This window comes from Streptomyces sp. NPDC045431 (assembly GCF_040646655.1).
Lineage (GTDB): Bacteria > Actinomycetota > Actinomycetes > Streptomycetales > Streptomycetaceae > Streptomyces.
In genome coordinates this window covers 16,884-32,786 of sequence record NZ_JBEZAQ010000004.1, presented here as the reverse complement: position 1 = coordinate 32,786, position 15,903 = coordinate 16,884, and the positions used below count along the sequence as shown (strand labels likewise).

The 15,903-nt window shown below is 72.1% G+C and carries 14 protein-coding genes; 8 read left to right on the top strand and 6 right to left on the bottom strand.

The genetic code is table 11. The annotated features are described in order from the left end of the window. Positions 1 to 11: 11 nt before the first annotated feature. From AB0A69_RS11310 to AB0A69_RS11300, 3 genes are read right to left on the bottom strand one after another with little or no spacing between them, the layout of a single operon-like run. The gene (locus AB0A69_RS11310; protein WP_361418548.1) at positions 12 to 326 is read right to left on the bottom strand and encodes an STAS domain-containing protein; all 315 of its coding nucleotides are present in this window, start codon (positions 324 to 326) and stop codon (positions 12 to 14) included. Then, the gene (locus AB0A69_RS11305; RefSeq protein ID WP_361418545.1) at positions 320 to 1,642 is read right to left on the bottom strand and encodes a SpoIIE family protein phosphatase; all 1,323 of its coding nucleotides are present in this window, start codon (positions 1,640 to 1,642) and stop codon (positions 320 to 322) included. Before AB0A69_RS11305 ends, AB0A69_RS11310 begins: the two co-directional genes overlap by 7 nt. Beyond that, positions 1,639 to 2,442 (bottom strand): alpha/beta hydrolase, encoded by an 804-nt coding sequence (locus AB0A69_RS11300; protein ID WP_361419746.1) that lies wholly within the window; start codon positions 2,440 to 2,442, stop codon positions 1,639 to 1,641. The genes AB0A69_RS11305 and AB0A69_RS11300 overlap by 4 nt, the downstream gene beginning before the upstream one ends. A 108-nt stretch (positions 2,443 to 2,550) precedes the next feature. Here AB0A69_RS11300 and AB0A69_RS11295 point away from each other — a divergent pair, with 108 nt between their 5' ends. From AB0A69_RS11295 to AB0A69_RS11285, 3 genes are all read left to right on the top strand, one after another. Further along, entirely contained in the window at positions 2,551 to 3,888 is a 1,338-nt protein-coding gene (locus AB0A69_RS11295) for a hypothetical protein (protein WP_361418542.1), read from the top strand. Between the two features lie 102 nt (positions 3,889 to 3,990). Beyond that, entirely contained in the window at positions 3,991 to 4,830 is an 840-nt protein-coding gene (locus tag AB0A69_RS11290) for a hypothetical protein (RefSeq protein ID WP_361418539.1), read from the top strand. A gap of 410 nt (positions 4,831 to 5,240) precedes the next feature. Then, entirely contained in the window at positions 5,241 to 5,888 is a 648-nt protein-coding gene (locus AB0A69_RS11285; protein ID WP_361418536.1) for a class I SAM-dependent methyltransferase, read from the top strand. On the opposite strand, the gene AB0A69_RS11280 is transcribed toward AB0A69_RS11285, so the two are convergent. Both AB0A69_RS11280 and AB0A69_RS11275 read right to left on the bottom strand, forming a co-directional pair. Continuing rightward, a complete protein-coding gene (locus AB0A69_RS11280; protein WP_361418533.1) occupies positions 5,885 to 6,124 on the bottom strand; it encodes a DUF397 domain-containing protein in 240 nt (79 codons plus the stop codon). The genes AB0A69_RS11285 and AB0A69_RS11280 overlap by 4 nt on opposite strands. Continuing rightward, positions 6,121 to 6,945 carry a helix-turn-helix transcriptional regulator gene (locus AB0A69_RS11275; RefSeq protein WP_361418530.1) on the bottom strand — a complete coding sequence of 275 codons (825 nt, stop codon included), beginning with the start codon at positions 6,943 to 6,945 and terminating at the stop codon, positions 6,121 to 6,123. The genes AB0A69_RS11280 and AB0A69_RS11275 overlap by 4 nt, the downstream gene beginning before the upstream one ends. A 111-nt stretch (positions 6,946 to 7,056) precedes the next feature. Between AB0A69_RS11275 and AB0A69_RS11270 the strand changes: the two genes are divergently transcribed. The 3 genes from AB0A69_RS11270 (at position 7,057) to AB0A69_RS11260 (ending at position 9,581) form a co-directional block, all read left to right on the top strand. Continuing rightward, positions 7,057 to 7,503: an ATP-binding protein gene (locus AB0A69_RS11270; RefSeq protein ID WP_361418527.1), complete on the top strand. Its 447-nt coding sequence runs from the start codon at positions 7,057 to 7,059 to the stop codon at positions 7,501 to 7,503. After that, positions 7,500 to 8,330: an ammonia-dependent NAD(+) synthetase gene (gene nadE / locus AB0A69_RS11265; protein ID WP_361418524.1), complete on the top strand. Its 831-nt coding sequence runs from the start codon at positions 7,500 to 7,502 to the stop codon at positions 8,328 to 8,330. The genes AB0A69_RS11270 and nadE overlap by 4 nt, the downstream gene beginning before the upstream one ends. Before the next feature lie 186 nt (positions 8,331 to 8,516). Then, entirely contained in the window at positions 8,517 to 9,581 is a 1,065-nt protein-coding gene (locus AB0A69_RS11260) for a cobalamin-independent methionine synthase II family protein (protein ID WP_361418521.1), read from the top strand. 26 nt (positions 9,582 to 9,607) lie between these two features. Here AB0A69_RS11260 and AB0A69_RS11255 read toward each other — a convergent pair whose 3' ends face one another. Further along, complete coding sequence (locus AB0A69_RS11255) at positions 9,608 to 10,279, bottom strand: hypothetical protein (protein ID WP_361418518.1); 672 nt, start codon at positions 10,277 to 10,279, stop codon at positions 9,608 to 9,610. A 221-nt stretch (positions 10,280 to 10,500) separates the two neighbouring features. On the opposite strand from AB0A69_RS11255, the gene AB0A69_RS11250 reads away from it, so the two are divergent. Then, positions 10,501 to 11,931: a hypothetical protein gene (locus AB0A69_RS11250; RefSeq protein ID WP_361418515.1), complete on the top strand. Its 1,431-nt coding sequence runs from the start codon at positions 10,501 to 10,503 to the stop codon at positions 11,929 to 11,931. 101 nt (positions 11,932 to 12,032) lie between these two features. Further along, complete coding sequence (locus tag AB0A69_RS11245; RefSeq protein ID WP_361418512.1) at positions 12,033 to 15,866, top strand: endo-alpha-N-acetylgalactosaminidase family protein; 3,834 nt, start codon at positions 12,033 to 12,035, stop codon at positions 15,864 to 15,866. The last annotated feature ends 37 nt before the right edge of the window (positions 15,867 to 15,903 follow it).

Below are 15,903 nucleotides of genomic sequence, written 5' to 3'. Positions count from 1 at the left end.
TGACGGACTGACTAGAGGGGCTCCTCGATCGCGAGGACCTGGTCGAGACCGACGACGCGCAGGATGCGCGCCGTGTTGCCCGGTACGGCGGTGAGGGCCACGTCCGCCCCCGCCGCCGCGGCGTGGTGGCGCGCGGCGAGGAAGGCGGTGATGCCGCTGGAGTCGCAGAACCGCAGCCCGGCCAGGTCCAGCACGAGCCGCTGCCCGTGGTCGAGGGCCACGTCCCCCAGGGCGTCACGGAACTGCGGGGTCGTGCGGAAGTCCAGGTCGCCGTCGATGTGGAGCACGGTCGCGGCGGGCGTGCGCGTGGTGGTGATCGTCAGCATGGTGTCGTCGTGGTGAGGGGGTCGGGGGAGGGGCTGCCGAGGGCGGGGGCACCGAGCGCGAGGACGGCGGTGTCGTCGTCCAGGCCCTCGCCGAAGCCGTCGAGGAGGTCGGCGAGCGCCTTGACGGTCGCTTCGGCGCCACAGGGTGCCAGACGGGCGGCGAAGCCGAGGAGGGCGTCATCACCGTAGCGTCCCGTGCCGGTCCGCGCCTCGGTGAGTCCGTCGGTGTAGAGGACCAGGGTGTCGCCCGGCGCGAGGGTCGCGCGGGCCACGGAGATGGGGGCGTCGGGCAGGATGCCGATGAGGAGCCCGCCCGGCGTCGGCAGGTACGCGGCCCCGCCCTCGCCGCGCAGCACCAGGGCCGACGGGTGTCCGCCACTGGCGAGCGTGACCTCGAAGCCGTGCGCGCCGTCCGCGCCGGTCGCGTCGCCGTCCGGCCCCCGGGGGTCGAGGACGCCGAATATGGCGGTGCAGTAGCGCGGGTCGCCCCCCGTGTACTGGTCGGCCAGCACGGTGTTGAGGGTCCGCAGCACCGCCTGCGGGTCCGGGTCGTTCATCGCGGCGGCCCGCAGGGTGTAGCGCGCCAGCGAGGTCACGGCCGCGGCCTCGGGGCCCTTGCCGCACACGTCGCCGAGGAAGAAGCCCCACCGCCCGCCGCCGAGGGCGAACAGGTCGTAGAAGTCGCCGCCCAGGTGGTCCGGCGAGGCGGTGTGGTAGTGCGCGGCGGATTCGAGGCCGGGCACCGGGGGCAGGGCGGGCGGCAGCAGGCTGCGCTGGAGTGTGGCGAGGACGTCCTGGAGGCGCTTGCGGTCCTGCTCGGCCTGGCGGCGGGCCTCCTCGGCCACCTGGCGGCCGCGCAGGAGCTCCTCCTCGTACGAGCGCCGGTCGCGGGCGTCGATCACGGTGGTGCGGATCAGCAGCGGCTCGCCCGCGGCGTCCCGCTTCACGGTGGAGGTCACCAGCACGGGCAGCCGTCCGCCGTCCGCGGTCCGCATCTCCAGCGCGATGCCGCGCACCTCGCCCTGGAGGTGCAGCAGCGGGGCGAAGTGCGTCTCGTGGTAGAGCTTGCCGCCGACCGTGAGCAGGTCGGAGAAGGTCCGCCGCCCCACCAGGTCCTGGCGCCGGTGGCCCAGCCAGTCCAGCAGCGTGGCGTTGATCTTCGCGACGGTGCCGTCCATGAGCGTGGAGAGGTAGCCGCACGGAGCGTTCTCGTACAGGTCCTCGACGCTGTCCTCCAGCAGCGCGGCGAAGACCGGCGCGTCCGTCTCGTGCCGTTTGCCCGAGGGCCGGGGGCCGTGCGCGGCATCGGCCGTCACAGGTCGTCCCCGAGGAAGGCGAGGATGGCGTGGGCGGTGGCCTGCGGGGCGCTCAGCTGCGGGCAGTGCCCGGTGGCGTCCAGCGTGACGAGCCGGCTGCCCGGGATCGCGGCGTGGACGTACGCGCCCACTTCCCGCGGGGCGATCACGTCCTGGGCGCACTCCAGGATCAGGGTCGGCACCCGCACGGTGGCGAGGTCGGCCCGGCTGTCGGTCAGGAAGGTGGTGCGGGCGAAGACGCGGGCGATCTCCGGGGCCGTGCGGCAGAAGCTGTTGGTGAGCTCCTCGCCCAGCTCGGGGCGGTCGGGGTTGCCCATGATCACCGGGGCCATGGTGGTCGACCAGCCGAGGTAGTTGGCCTCCAGGGCCTCCAGCAGCTCGTCGATGTCCTGCCGACTGAAGCCGCCGCGGTAGCCCTCGTCGTCGACGTAGCAGGGCGACGGCGTCACCAGGACGAGCCGGGAGAACCGCTCCGGCTCCTTGGCGGCCGCCAGGACGCCGACCATGGCGCTGACCGAGTGGCCGACGAAGACCGCGTCGCGCAGGTCCAGCTCCCGGCACACGTCCAGGACGTCCTCGGCGTAGCCGTCGAGCGTTCCGTACCGCTCCGGGCTCCAGGCCGACAGGTCGGACTCACCGGAGCCGACGTAGTCGAAGAGCACGACGCGGAAACGTTCCTCCAGGGCGGGCGTCAGCAGCCGCCACATGTTCTGGTCGCAGCCGAAGCCGTGTGCCAGCACCACCACCCGCCCGTCGGCGGGCCCGGTGATCGACACGTTGTTCCTGCTGCGGATGTCCATGGTGAGCCATCCTGCCACCCCGGCCACCCGCGCCTCGAAGTCGTGAAGGCGGACCTTTCTCACACGAACCTATGTCCCATTTGTGTGCGTTCGGGTAGCGTCGATGGTATGAGGACCAGGCCGTTCCCCTTCTTGTCGGCCCTGGCCGGGCTGGCACTGATACTGCTCATGGCCTTCGCCCCTTCGGTGGGCGCGGCCACGGGCCTGGAGGACGCCGCGGCCGCCTTGAAGAAGGGGCCGGTGTACGTCCACCCCGCAGCGTCCGACCAGCTCCCGCCCGCCGAGGCGGATGCGCTGGCGGAGCGCATCGAGAACGCCGACAAACCGATTTTCGTGGCCGTGCTGCCCGCGAGCGCCGAGTTCCCGCGCGAGAACCTGCTGCGCAACCTGCGCGCCGAGACCGGCATCACCGGTGTGTACGCGGTACGCCTCGGTGACGCGTTCGCCGCCGGGGCCGACCGGGCCGTGATGTCGAACCAGGCCGTGGGCAACATCGTGAGCGCGGTGCGCCAGCCCGGCGCGGACGCCGCGACCCAGCTGAACAACTTCGTCGACCAGGCCCTCCCACTGGCCCGGGGCTCCGCTCCCGGCGCCTGGGAAGGCGTCCCCGGTGACGGCGCGCCCGTCGGCGGGCTGATCACCCTCGGCGCGGTCGCCGCGGCCGGCGGCGCCACCGCCTTCACGGTCGTACGGCGCAGGCGGCTCCGGCGCGAGGCCGAGGAGCGCGAGGCGCTGGAGCGGATGCGGGTCGTCGTGGACGAGGACATCACCGCCTTCGGCGAGGAGCTGGACCGGCTCGACTTCCACCCGGCCGAGCCCGGCGCCGACGACGCCATGCGCGCCGACTACGAGCACGCCCTCGACGCGTACGACAAGGCCAAGTCCCAGATGGGCCAGGCCCGGCACCCCCATGACGTCCGGGGCGTGACCGAGGCCCTGGAGGACGGCCGCTTCGCGCTGGCCGTCCTCGCCGCCCGCCGCGAGGGCCGCCCGCTTCCCGAGCGGCGGGCACCCTGCTTCTTCGACCCGCGCCACGGCCCGGCGGCCACCGAGGCCCCGTGGGCCCCGGCCGGCGGCGCGGTCCGCGAGGTGCCGGTCTGCGCGGCGGACGCGGCACGCATCGCGGAGGGCGAGGAGCCGATGGCCCGCACCGTCGACACCGGTTACGGCCGCCGCCCCTACTGGGAGGCCGGCCCGGCCTACGGCCCCTGGGCGGGCGGCTACTTCGGCGGCGGCCTGCTGCCCGGCCTGCTGATGGGCACCATGCTCGGCTCGATGCTGTCCACCCCGGCGTACGCGTCGGAGTACGGCGGCGGCGAGTTCAGCGGGTACGAGGGCGGCGACTTCTCCGGCGGCGACTTCAGCGCCGGAGACTTCGGCGGCGGTGACTGGGGCGGCGGCGGAGGCGGCTTCGGCGGTGGGGACTTCGGCGGGGGAGGGTTCTGACGCCGCCCGTTGACGCCGCGCACCTTGTGACCGGTACCCCCGCCCCCGATACTCGGCCTGACCCGGCGCGGCGCCGGGGAAGGCGGGGGCAGGGGGGCCGGTATGAGCGAAGGCGTAAGGGTCGCACTTCTCTGGCTGGGACTCTTCGGTCTGGTCCATGCCGGCTTTCTCGTGTGCCGGCTCGTACGCTTGCACACCGACCGGCAGGTCGTGGACGAGGTCATCGCCTCCCGCCCCAACCTGGTGCAGGCCGCCCACCTCGCCGACCCGAGAGAAGCCGACGCCCTCGCGGTACGCCTCCTGCTCGCGGGCGGCGCGGTGCGGGTGGACGCCGACGGGCTGATCCTGCCGACGGGTGAGCCGGCGCCCGCCCTCGACAGCGGTTCGGGCCGGGCGGCCCTGGAAGCGCTGCGGGACGCGATCGGCGCTCGGCCCTCCGGTACCAAGCTGTACGAGGTGCGCGAGCCAGACCCGGAGTTCGCCGGTTACCGGCGGCTGCGGGACGAGGCGGTACGGCGAATCCCCCATGAGGCGCGGATCGGCCGGATGACGGACAGCAGCCGTATCCCCGTGGGCGTGGCGGCCTTCGTCCTGATGCTCGGCATGGGATTGCACGCCTTGACGGTAAGTGCCCCGGTGCCGTGGCTCGGCGACGGCGGGTGGTGGATCTTCGCCTGGATTCCGCTGTGGGGGCTGGCCACCCTGACGGCCTTCGCCTGGCCGGACGGCGACCCCCGTCCCGGGCTGCTACGGCTGCGGGCGTACTGCGGCGACCTGCTGCGCGCGGCGCTCGGGGAGGAGGACCCCGCCTCGCTGGCCGCCCTGCGGTCGCACGCGTACCGCTCCAGCCGTTCCGAAAGCTGGTGGGAGCGCGGCGGCGCGGACGGCGACGCCGGTAGCTCCTGCGCGAGCAGTTGCGGAAGCGGCTGCGGAGGCGACTGACCGCACCGCGGTGGGTCGGGCAACCGGACGCCGGTGTTCCCTGGTCGGGCGCGGGGTAGGACCCGGGGACACGTGGGTGCCACCGACTCGGGGGGTTCGGTATGCGACGGCGGCGGATAGTCGGTGCCTCGGTCATCACCGCCACGGCGGTGGCCACCATCGTCGCGGCCTTCGCGGTCCCATGGGCGCCGCTCTCCGGGTTCGCGATGGTCATGGCGGGTGTCGCGTTCTGCTCGTGGCTCTATGTGGGCATCCTCGGCACCTCGGACTTCCGGGATTCCTCGTCCTCCTCGTCCGGCGATGGAGGGCACGGCCCAGGCGGTGGGTGCGGCGGAGCTGCCGGGTGTGGAGGCGGCGGCTGCGGCGGTCTGTGAGCGCTGCTCGCGGCTCTCCCCGTACTGTCGGCGACCATGGTCGAACACGATGCTCTCAGCGCCACCCGCGCGGCCTACGACACCGCTGCCGCCACGTACGCGGAGCTTTTCCGCGACTCGCTGCGCGACAGGCCCCTGGACCGCGCGATCCTGGGTGCCTTCGCCGAGGTCGTCGCGGCGGGCGAAGCCGGTGAAGTCGCGGACCTCGGGTGTGGACCCGGCCATGTCACCGCGTATCTGGCCGATCTGGGGCTGGCGGCGTTCGGCGTGGACGCCTCACCGGCGATGATCGAGCTGGCGCGGCAGGCCCATCCGGACCTGCGGTTCGAGGTGGGCTCGATGGCCGCGCTGGACATCGCCGACGGCGAGCTGGGCGGCGTCCTCTCCCGCTGGTCCATCATCCACACGCCGCCGCGGGAACTCCCCGCGATCCTGAGGGAGTTCCATCGCGTGCTGGCGCCCGGCGGCCACCTTCTGATCGGCTTCTCGGCGACCGAAGACCCGTCTCTCCCGACACAGGTCTTCGATCACGCGGTGGCGCCGGCCTATCGGTGGTCGCCGGATCACCTCGCCGGGCTGCTGCGCAAGGCGGGGCTGACGGAGGTGGCGCGGATGGTGTGCGAGCCACAGCCCACCGACCGACGGCAGTTCCAGGAGGTGCAGCTCCTGGCCCGCAGGGCCTAGGCGGTCGCCAGGAAGGCGGACCAGGTGGCGGGGGAGACCGTGAGGACCGGGCCGTCCTGGACTTTGGAGTCCCGCACGTGGACGGCGGCGGGGTGGGCCGCCACCTCGACACAGTTGCCGCCCTCGCTGCCGCTGTAGCTGGACTTGCGCCAGTCGTAGGCGACTTCGACGCAGGCGCCGCCCTCGGGGCCGCTGTAGCTTGACTTGAACCAGGTCAGTGCTGCTGCGGATGTCATGACTCTCCTGCCAGATCGTCCAGCAGGCCCATGGTCTCCTCGGGGCTCAGGGCCTGTGACCGCAGCATCCCATACATCTGGTGCAGCACACTGACCTCGTCCGGATCATCAACCAGGAAGCTGACGCGCTGACCTTCGATGTAGGCCAGTTGGTCATGATCGGGGGTCTCCAGCAGCACGATGGGGCCGTTGAGCCCCGCGTGCTTCTCGCGTGAGGTCAGCATGATCTGGATGCCCATGAAGGGCAGTTCGGCGCACCGGCGTAGATGGCGGATCTGCTCGCGCAGGACGTGGGGGCCACCGAGCGGCTGCTCCAGTACGGATTGTTCGATGACGAAGTTCATCATCGGCGGCCAGGGCTTGCGGTCGAAGAGCTTCTGCCGGTCCAGCCGGGCCGAGAGCCGCTCCTCGGCGTCCTCCGGGCTGATGGGCGGGAAGAGGGAGGCGAACACGGCCTCCGCGTACCCCTCCGTCTGAAGCAGGCCGGGGATCAACTTCTGCTCGTACCAGAGCAGCGTCAGCGCCTGCTGCTCGTGCTCCACGAAGTCCTGCGCGAACGCCGGATACCGCTCCCGCTCCGGTACGCGCGACACCCCCGCCGCCAGCACGCCCCCGGTGTTGAGCTCCTGGTCGATCTCCACGGCCAGGTCGTACTTGAGCGGCCTGCGGCCCTGCTCGATGGAGGCGAGCGTGTCCACGTGGATGCAGAGTCTCTCGGCCAGTTGGGGCTGCTTGAGGCCCGCCCTTCTGCGCAGCTGGCCGAGTTGGGCACCGATCACGTGCCATGTGGCGTTTTTCCTGGGCTTGTTCGCTGGGTGCATGGTCGCCCTCTTCCCACCCGCTGGAGTACCTGACCGTTCACGAGCCGTACAAACGATTTGTACGGCGTCACACTGTGGTCGATCGTAGTGACCGACAGTGACAGTGACTCCATGAACAACGAACTGGAACTGCCGTACCTCTGCGAGGCGTTCTTCCGGCGCGAGCGCAAGTCCGTCCGTGCCGCCCGGCGCTTCACCGCCGAGGCGCTCGCCCGGTGGGGGATCAAGGAGCGCGCGGACGACGTGGTGCTCTGCGTGAGCGAGCTCGCCACCAACGCGCTCCTGCACGGCGTGCCCCCGGGGCGCGGCTACCGGCTGCGCCTGCTGCGCCCCGCGGAGGACGGGCCGCTCCGGGTGGAGGTGCACGACAGCGGCGACGGCACCGTACGCGCGCGGCAGCCCGACGCCGGGGCGGAGTCCGGGCGCGGACTTCCGCTGGTGGCGGCGCTCGCGGACACCTGGGGCGTGGGGGAGCGGAACCCCGGCAAGCTCGTGTGGTGCGAGTTCCGGTCTAAAGTGCTCCCGTCCCCTACACGTACCCGCGAGGAGCAACCGTGACCGACCTGGCGTCCATATCCCAGCAGCAGCGGATCGCCCAGGACCTCCAGGTGAGCGCGTCCTTCGACGCCCAGCAGGAGATCGAGCGGCGGGTGGCCTTCCTCGCCGACCGGCTGACCTCCACGGGCCTGCGCTCCCTGGTGCTGGGCATCAGTGGCGGAGTGGACTCCACGACCGCGGGCCGCCTGTGCCAGCTCGCGGTCGAGCGGGTCCGGGCCACCGGGCAGGACGCCACCTTCTACGCGATGCGCCTGCCGTACGGCGTCCAGGCCGACGAGCAGGACGCGCAGGTGGCGCTCGACTTCATCCGCGCCGACCGGGTCCTGACCGTCGACGTCAAGCCCGCCAGCGACGCCGCGCTGGAGGCCTCGCTGGCCGGGGGCACGGTCTTCCGTGACGCGCACCACCAGGACTTCGTCCACGGCAACATCAAGGCTCGGCAGCGCATGATCGCCCAGTACGCGGTCGCGGGCGCGCACGACGGCCTGGTGGTCGGCACGGACCACGCCGCCGAGGCGGTCTCCGGGTTCTTCACCAAGTTCGGCGACGGCGCGGCCGACGTGGTCCCGCTCACGGGCCTCACCAAGCGCCGCGTCCGGGCCATCGCTGACGCCCTGGGCGCCCCGGCCTCGCTGGTGTGGAAGACCCCCACGGCGGACCTGGAGACCCTGAGCCCGGGCAAGCCCGATGAGGAGGCGCTCGGCGTCACGTACGACGACATCGACGACTTCCTGGAGGGCAAGCCGGTCTCCGAGGACGCCTTCGCGGCCATCGTCCGCCGCTACGAGCTCACCGAGCACAAGCGGCAGCTGCCGATCGCTCCCTGAGTCACCGCCCGGTCAACTCGCCGCCTCGCGCGACGCACCGATCCGGTGAACTTTCGTCACCGCCCCGGGTGGTTCGGCGTTACCCCACCCGGTGGCTGTGACCTGCGATGATCACCACCGTACCGCGAGGATCGGGGGGTTTTCGGCTTCTTGATCAGGTGGGGGGTGCTTTCTAGGGTCCGCGCCATGAGCATCCCCACCGAGCCCATCGGCAGCATCCCCCGTCCGGCCGCCCTTCAGCAGGCCCTCGCCGAGCACGCGGCAGGGCGGCTGAGCGACGAGGACCTGGCGAAACTCCAGAAGCAGGCCACCGCCGACACCCTCGCCCGGCTGGAGCAGCTCGGCTGCCCCGTCCTCGTCGACGGCGAGCAGTCGAAACCGAGCTTCGTCACGTACCCGATCGCGGGGCTCGCCGACCTCGCCCCGGACGGCGCGGTCATCCCCTTCGCCGACGGCCACACCCGTCAGCTGCCCCGCCTGACCGCCGGGCCCTTTCGCTACCGGGTCCACGCGGACGGCTACCTGCGCAACGCCCAGAACCACACCGACCACCCGATCAAGCAGGCGGTCATCGCGCCGTCCGCCCTCAGCCTGCTCTACCCGGGCGGCGGCATCGACGGCTACTCCCGCGAGGCGTTCCTGTCCGACCTCGCCGACGAGGCGGAGGCCGACATCCGGGGCTGCCTGGAGGCGGGCGCCCACTGCGTACAGCTCGACTTCACCGAAGGGCGGCTGTCGCTCAAACTGGACCCGAGCGGCGGGGTGCTGGACCAGTTCATCGAGCTCAACAACCTGGTCCTCAGCCGGTTCTCGGACGACGAGCGGGCGCGCATCGGCGTCCACACCTGCCCCGGAGGCGACCAGGACTCCACGCACAGCGCGGACGTCGACTACGCCGAGCTGCTGCCCAAGCTCTTCCAGCTGAAGGCCGGAAACTTCTACGTCCAACTGGCGAGCGAGCCCGACCCCGAGCGCGTACTCCGGATCATCGCCGAGCAACTGCGCCCAAGCATCCGGGTGTTCGTCGGCGTGACGGATCCCATCGACCCGAGGGTCGAGACGCCGGAGGAGGTACGCGACCGGGTGCTGCTCGCGGCCCGCCACATCCCGGTCGACCAGCTGGGCACGTGCGACGACTGCGGCTTCGCGCCCTTCGCGGACGACACGTCCACGTCACGCGAGGTCGCCTTCGCCAAGATCGACGCCCGTGTACGTGGAACGGAACTGGCGGCGCAGGCGCTGGGCCTCTGATACCGGCGTGTTCTCCTCAGCGTGGTTCAGGAAGCCGCGGCGGCCTTCTGGATCCGGGGGACGAACATCCGGGCCATGGAGTGGGCGGTGGCCGGGTCCAGGGAGCTGCCCTCCCCTTCCAGCCTTACCTGGGCGATGACCGTGCCCAGGCACATGGTCAGGTTGAGACCGTCCAGGCCGCCGGCATTGCGGTAGTACGCGTGGCTCTCGATCCCGGGGACGGGAGCCACCTCCGCCTTGGCGTACTTGGCCGACCAGGTCTTCTCCTTTCGGCACGCGTCCTGGGCGGCCTTCTTGTCGGCGTACGCCACGAGGTCGAAGAGGGCCTCCTCGCCGAACGCCTCGAAGTTGGCATCGCCGCGCGCGACGCTGGTGCAGTCCCAGTGCGTGTCCGCGCCGCACTCCGCCGCGGGCTTGGGCGACTCCTTGATGTCCGCGCCCGCGTTCTTCGGCGTCCACCCGGCCATCGACGCCGGATCGGGCAGCGCCTGCTTGAACCTTTCCTCCGTCTTGAAGACGGTGTCGAAGTCCACTTTGCCATCCGTCGGCTTGCCCGGAGTCGATCCCGCTCCCGTGCCCGCTTCGGCTCCGGAGCTGTCCGCCGCGGGCGGCTTCGCCGCGACCGTGTCGGAGCCGCCGCCTCCGCAGCCGGTGGCGAAGGCCGCCAGCGCCACGACCACAGCCGCACCCGAACCCATGCTGCCCCTCACAACCGCGCCCCCTGCTCCGTTGCTCGACAAGCGGCCGCTGCGGCGGCCTGTCACTCCGTCAGACGATCCTGGCAGTCGACCGCGAAGGTGATCAACCGTCAGTCGGACGTCGGGACAGGCGAGAAGTGTGGTTCCGTGATCGCGCGTCCGGCCAGGCAGCCTATGCTGCCGTGAGCATTTCAAGATCGCCTGCTGAAACTCACGGGGACATGAACAAGTACACAGTGATGGCCACCGGCCTCCTCCTGTCGCTCGGGCTCGTCACGGGCTGCAGCTCCTCCGACGGCGAGGAGACCGCCACCGCCAAGCCGAAGAGCGGCAGCTCGGCGGCTCCGGGCGCCAGTGCCGCGCCCAAGGGGCCCGCCTACAGCGGCCCGGCGATACCCGGCCTCGCCGCGAAGCCGGCGTGGAGCCTGCCGCGTGCCGAAGCGATCGACCTCGGCGACACCTTGCTGTTCGTCAAGGACGCCCAGGGCGCGTACGCCCGGGGCGGTGGGTACAAGGACGATCCCGTCGACGGCACGGTCGGCACCCTGCACTCCGCCGACGACCAGGAGTCGGCCACCCTCGAGTTCCGGGACCTGAAGACCGGCGAGGTGCGCAAGACCCTCACGGTTCCGGGCGCGCGCGTGGCCGCCACGACCTGGCACGACGGCGTCCCGGCGGTCGCGGTGTTCACCCGCGCCACCACCGAGTCCGACGGGCTGAGCGCGGAGAAGACCACCACCACGGTCACGGTCTACGGCAGCGACGGCAAGGAGCTGGGCAAGGCCCAGCGCGAAGGCGAGGAGTTCCACGTCCACGAGGGCCACATCATCGAGCAGGACGGCGGTGAGAGCCTGAAGCTCACGCCCCTCGACGGCGGGGCGGCCCGCACGGTCACCTGCCCCGGGAAGCAGGCGAGCTGCTCCTTCGACCCGCGCACCAAGGAGATCGACGGCGGGCAGGCCCACGCCCCCCTGATCACCGGCAGGTACGTCTTCCACGTGGAGAACGCGACGACCTACGAGACCGATCCGGAACAGATCGTCATGTCCGACCTCGCCACCGGCAAGAAGGTGTGGAGCACCGCGGACGTCACCCCGCCCGCGGGCGTGAAGCTGGACGACGACGGGAAGCGGAGCAGCGGCGCGGTGCGGGTGCTCGATGTGCGCGACGGCCGCGTTCTCACCGCCTGGGGCGCGAGCGCCTTCACGCTGGACACGATGGTGACGGCGACGTACGACATCGCGAGCGGCAAGCAGATCGGCGGCTCCACGACGTACGCGTACGACGACTACCCCGGCGACACCATCAACACCAAGGGGACGTCCGTCTTCTCCCCCGACCACACCCTGGCCGCCGCCACCACGGAGCAGGGCACCGCCGTGTGGCAGCCCGCCGACGGCAAGGAGGTGTGGAAGCAGCAGGAGGGCGAGAAGTCGATGACCCCGCTGCGCTTCTCGCCCAGCGGGGTGCTGTACGGCAGCACGCTTCAGGAAGGCGGAGGAGGTGAGGTCTTCCTCGCCGTCGACGGCCGCACGAAGAAGGTGCTCGCCAAGAGCCTGCCCGAGGAGAACGTCCCGCTGTTCACCCAGCAGTCCGGGTACGGCTACATCAGCACGGACGAGGGCTTCTTCGTGTTCCCGGCGCAGGGCTGAGGCCCGGCACTTGGATTAACCGGGGGCGTTGTTGGACTGGCGTCGCCGCACGGAGTCCGTTTCGTTGACGGTGCCGTGAGGCGACCGTTACGCCAGTGGCCATGTCGCCACGATTCCGTGCGGTGTGCGCCCTTGCCGCCGCCTCCTCCGTCGTGTTCGCCCTGGCGGGACCGGCCACCGCCGGACCGCCCACCGCCGGACCGCCCGCCGCCGCTGCCGGGGAGCCGTTCCTCATCGGCTCCCCGCAGCTCACCGTCGCCGTCGCCCGCGACTTCCCGCGCGTCCTGTCGTACACCGACCGCGCGGGCGGGGCGCGGCTGCTCGGCAGTACGAGCCCGGTCACGCACGTCACCCTGAACGGCACGGCGTACGCGGTGCGGCTCGCGGCCGACCCCGTCGCCACCGCCACCGGCGTTCGCTACACCCTCGGTTTCGCCGGGCTGCCGGGGGTCGAGGTCGACGCCGCGCTCACCGTCGCCGGGCGCGTCACCACCTTCAAGGTGACCGCCGTCCGCGACACCGACGCCTTCCGGGTCGGGACCATCGAGATACCCGGGCACGACCTGGTGTCGGTCGGCGCGGCCGAGCCGGGCGCCGCCACCGCGTTCACCCGCCTCGACCCCGACTCGACGCGTACGGCCGATGTGTTCGCGCCCGTGCCGGAACGGGCGGAAGCGGCACCCCAAGGGGCGTCGTACGCCCTCGTCAACACCGGCTCCCTCGCCGCCGCCGTCGAGTCCAACTCCAGCTACGACAAGCCGTCCGGCCCCACCAACGGCGACGACGCCCGCTTCTGGCACCAGGCCCGCGAGGCGGCGGGCGACGGCGGCGTACGCGTCGGCGTGTGGTCCGGGCAGTGGACCTACCGGGGCGACGGCGCGCCCCGGCCCGAGAGTGGCGACGACCTCCCCTGGGCCAAGGTCGTCGTCACGCCGGACGCCAACGGCGACGGCCGGACCGACTGGCAGGACGGCGCCATCGCCTTCCGCACGATCGGGATCAAGGCGCCCGGAAGCGAGCGGACGCCCGACCGGGTGGTCACCCACATCCCGTTCAACTTCGCCAGCCAGGCCACCCACCCCTTCGCCCGCACCCTCGACGACGTCAAGCGGATCTCGCTCGCCACGGACGGCCTCGGCCAGCTCGCGGTTCTCAAGGGGTACGGCTCCGAGGGCCACGACTCGGCCCACCCCGACTACGGCGGCAACTACAACAAGCGCGCCGGCGGCCTCGACGACCTCAACACGCTGCTGCGCAAGGGCGAGAAGTGGGGCGCCACCTTCGGCGTCCACGTCAACGCCACCGAGTCCTACCCGGAGGCCCGCCACTTCAGCGAGACCCTCGTCGACAAGACCAGGCCCGGCTGGAACTGGCTCAACCAGAGCTACTCCATCAACCAGCGCCGCGACGTCACCAGCGGCGACCTGGCCCGCCGCTTCCAGCAGCTGCGCGACGAGACCGACCGCAACCTCAGCTTCCTCTACATCGACGTGTACTACACGCACGGCTGGATCGCCGACAAGACCCTCCAGGCCGTGCAGGCGCAGGGCTGGCACGTCGGCACCGAGTGGTCGGACAAGTTCGAGCGGGCCTCGCTCTGGTCGCACTGGGCCAACGACCTCGACTACGGGGGCGCGACCAACAAGGGCCTCAACTCGCGGATCATCCGCTTCATCCGCAACGGCGAGAAGGACGTCTGGAACGACCACCCCGTCCTCGGCCAGACGGCCCTGGAGGACTTCGAGGGCTGGACCGGCGAGACCGACTTCACCGCCTTCACCGCGAACGTCTGGCAGAAGAACCTGCCCGCCAAGTACCTCCAGCGGCAGAAGATCCTCCGCTGGAACGGTGACGACATCACCTTCACCGGCGGCGTACGCGGCACCGTCGAGAACGGCCGCCGCACCTTCTACGAGCACGGCCGCAAGGTCCTGGACGGGGACCGGTACCTGCTGCCGTGGCAGGGCAAGCTGTACCACTACAACAAGGCCGGAGGCACCAGCAGTTGGGCCGTGTCGCCGGGTGCGTACACGATCTACAAGCTGACCGACAACGGGCGCGTGAAGACCGGCACCGTACGCCCCGCCCCGGACGGCCGGATCACCCTCACGGCCACCGCCGGGCAGGCGTACGTCCTCTACCCCGACCGGACACCCGCTCCGCCGCTCCCCGAGCCGCGCTGGGGCGAGGGCACCCCCGTCGCCGACCCCGGCTTCAACGACGCCCGGCTGGGCGCTTGGACCCGTACCGGGGCGGTCTCCCGCCACACCGACGAGCAGGGCCGCACCAGCGCCGCGCTGACCGGGGCGGCGGCCGCCGGGCTGGCCCAGCGGATCGAGGGACTCGCACCCGGCAAGCGGTACAGCGCCTCCGCCTGGATCGAGGTCCAGCCGGGCGCCACGCGCCGTACGACCCTGTCCATCGGCGGCGCGTCCGTCGCCGTCGACCGCTCGGCCGTCCCGAACCGGATCGCCGCCTCCGACTGGCACGGGACACGCATGCAGCGCGCCAAGGTCCACTTCACGGCGCCCGCCGACGGCCGCGCCACGCTCGCGATCCGCGCCGAGGGCGGCAGCGCGGCGACCGTACGCGTCGACGACGTACGGATCGTCGCCAACGACCCCGCTGCCCGGCCGGACGCGGTGGTGTACGAGGACTTCGAGGCCGTCGACCAGGGGTGGGGACCGTTCCTGAAGGGCGACGCGGGCGGGGCCAACGACCCCCGTACGCACGTGAGCCAACTGCACGCGCCCTACACGCAGGCGGGCTGGAACGGGAAGGCGATCGACGACGTCCTGGAGGGCCGCGAGGCCCTCAAGTCCCACGACGAGAACACCGGCCTCGTCTACCGCACCGCCCCGTGGACCGTGCCGATGAAGGACGGGCACAGCTACCGGGTGGAGTACGACTACCAGTCCAGTCACGCGGGCGCGTACGAGTGGGTGACCGGGTACGACCGGGCCGACGGCACCTCGGCGGAGACCCGCCGCACGCCGATCCCGGGGCAGCGGACCACCGGGCGGTTCGGCGAGACCGTGACCGCCGGGTGCGGCGACACCTGGACGGGGCTGCGCAAGCGCGCCGACGCCCCGGACGGCGCCGACGTCGTCATCGACCGGTTCACCGTCACGGACCTGGGCCCGGCCGCCCGGCCCGCCGCCTGCGGCACGCTCGCGCTCACGGCCGGCGAAACCCTGGAGCCGGGGCGGGGGAACGACGTCACGGCGACCTTCGCCAACGACGAGGCGACCGCCGTGACGCCGTCCGTCACGCTCGCCCTGCCGGAGGGCTGGACCGCCGAACCGTCCGGTCCCGTCACGCTGGACGCGGTCGCGCCCGGCGCCAAGGCCACCGCCACCTGGAAGGTCACGCCCCCGGTGGACGCGCCGTACCGCGCGTACGCGCTCACGTCCTCGGCCGCGTACGCGCTCGGCGGCACAGAGCGGAGCCTCACCGCCGCCACGTCCGTCCGCACCCTGCCGCCCCCGCCGACCGCCGACGCCTGGGCGAGCGACCTGGACTGGGCGTCGGCCCGCAGCGGCTGGGGGCCCGTCGAGCGGGACATGTCCAACGGCGGGACGGCGTCGGGCGACGGCGGCCCGCTGCGGATCGGGGGAGCGGCGTACGCGAAGGGGCTGGGCACCCACGCTCCGGCGACCGTGCGCTACTACCTGGGCGGAAAGTGCACCGCCTTCACCGCCGAAGTGGGGGTGGACGACGCACAGGCGACGCGGGGGAGCGTGCGGTTCACCGTCTCGGCGGACGGAGCGGAGAAGGCGACGTCACCGGTGCTGAGGGCGACCGACGCCGCCTGGCCGCTTACGGCCGACGTCACGGGCGCGTCCTACGTCGACCTGGTCGTCGGCGACGGCGGCGACGGCAACGGCAACGACCACGCGGACTGGGGGAACGCCCGCTTCCACTGCGGCGGCTGACACCCCGGCACTCGGGTGGACGGTTGAACGTTCGATC

Excerpts from the sequence above, each read along its gene's own strand:
- AB0A69_RS11245 (WP_361418512.1), top strand. The coding sequence starts at position 12,033 with ATGTCGCCACGATTCCGTGCGGTGTGCGCCCTTGCCGCCGCCTCCTCC.
- AB0A69_RS11300 (WP_361419746.1), bottom strand. The coding sequence starts at position 2,442 with ATGGACATCCGCAGCAGGAACAACGTGTCGATCACCGGGCCCGCCGAC.
- AB0A69_RS11275 (WP_361418530.1), bottom strand. The coding sequence starts at position 6,945 with ATGCACCCAGCGAACAAGCCCAGGAAAAACGCCACATGGCACGTGATC.
- AB0A69_RS11280 (WP_361418533.1), bottom strand. The coding sequence starts at position 6,124 with ATGACATCCGCAGCAGCACTGACCTGGTTCAAGTCAAGCTACAGCGGC.
- AB0A69_RS11270 (WP_361418527.1), top strand. The coding sequence starts at position 7,057 with ATGAACAACGAACTGGAACTGCCGTACCTCTGCGAGGCGTTCTTCCGG.
- AB0A69_RS11295 (WP_361418542.1), top strand. The coding sequence starts at position 2,551 with ATGAGGACCAGGCCGTTCCCCTTCTTGTCGGCCCTGGCCGGGCTGGCA.
- AB0A69_RS11290 (WP_361418539.1), top strand. The coding sequence starts at position 3,991 with ATGAGCGAAGGCGTAAGGGTCGCACTTCTCTGGCTGGGACTCTTCGGT.
- AB0A69_RS11260 (WP_361418521.1), top strand. The coding sequence starts at position 8,517 with ATGAGCATCCCCACCGAGCCCATCGGCAGCATCCCCCGTCCGGCCGCC.
- AB0A69_RS11250 (WP_361418515.1), top strand. The coding sequence starts at position 10,501 with ATGAACAAGTACACAGTGATGGCCACCGGCCTCCTCCTGTCGCTCGGG.
- AB0A69_RS11310 (WP_361418548.1), bottom strand. The coding sequence starts at position 326 with ATGCTGACGATCACCACCACGCGCACGCCCGCCGCGACCGTGCTCCAC.
- AB0A69_RS11285 (WP_361418536.1), top strand. The coding sequence starts at position 5,241 with ATGGTCGAACACGATGCTCTCAGCGCCACCCGCGCGGCCTACGACACC.
- AB0A69_RS11255 (WP_361418518.1), bottom strand. The coding sequence starts at position 10,279 with ATGGGTTCGGGTGCGGCTGTGGTCGTGGCGCTGGCGGCCTTCGCCACC.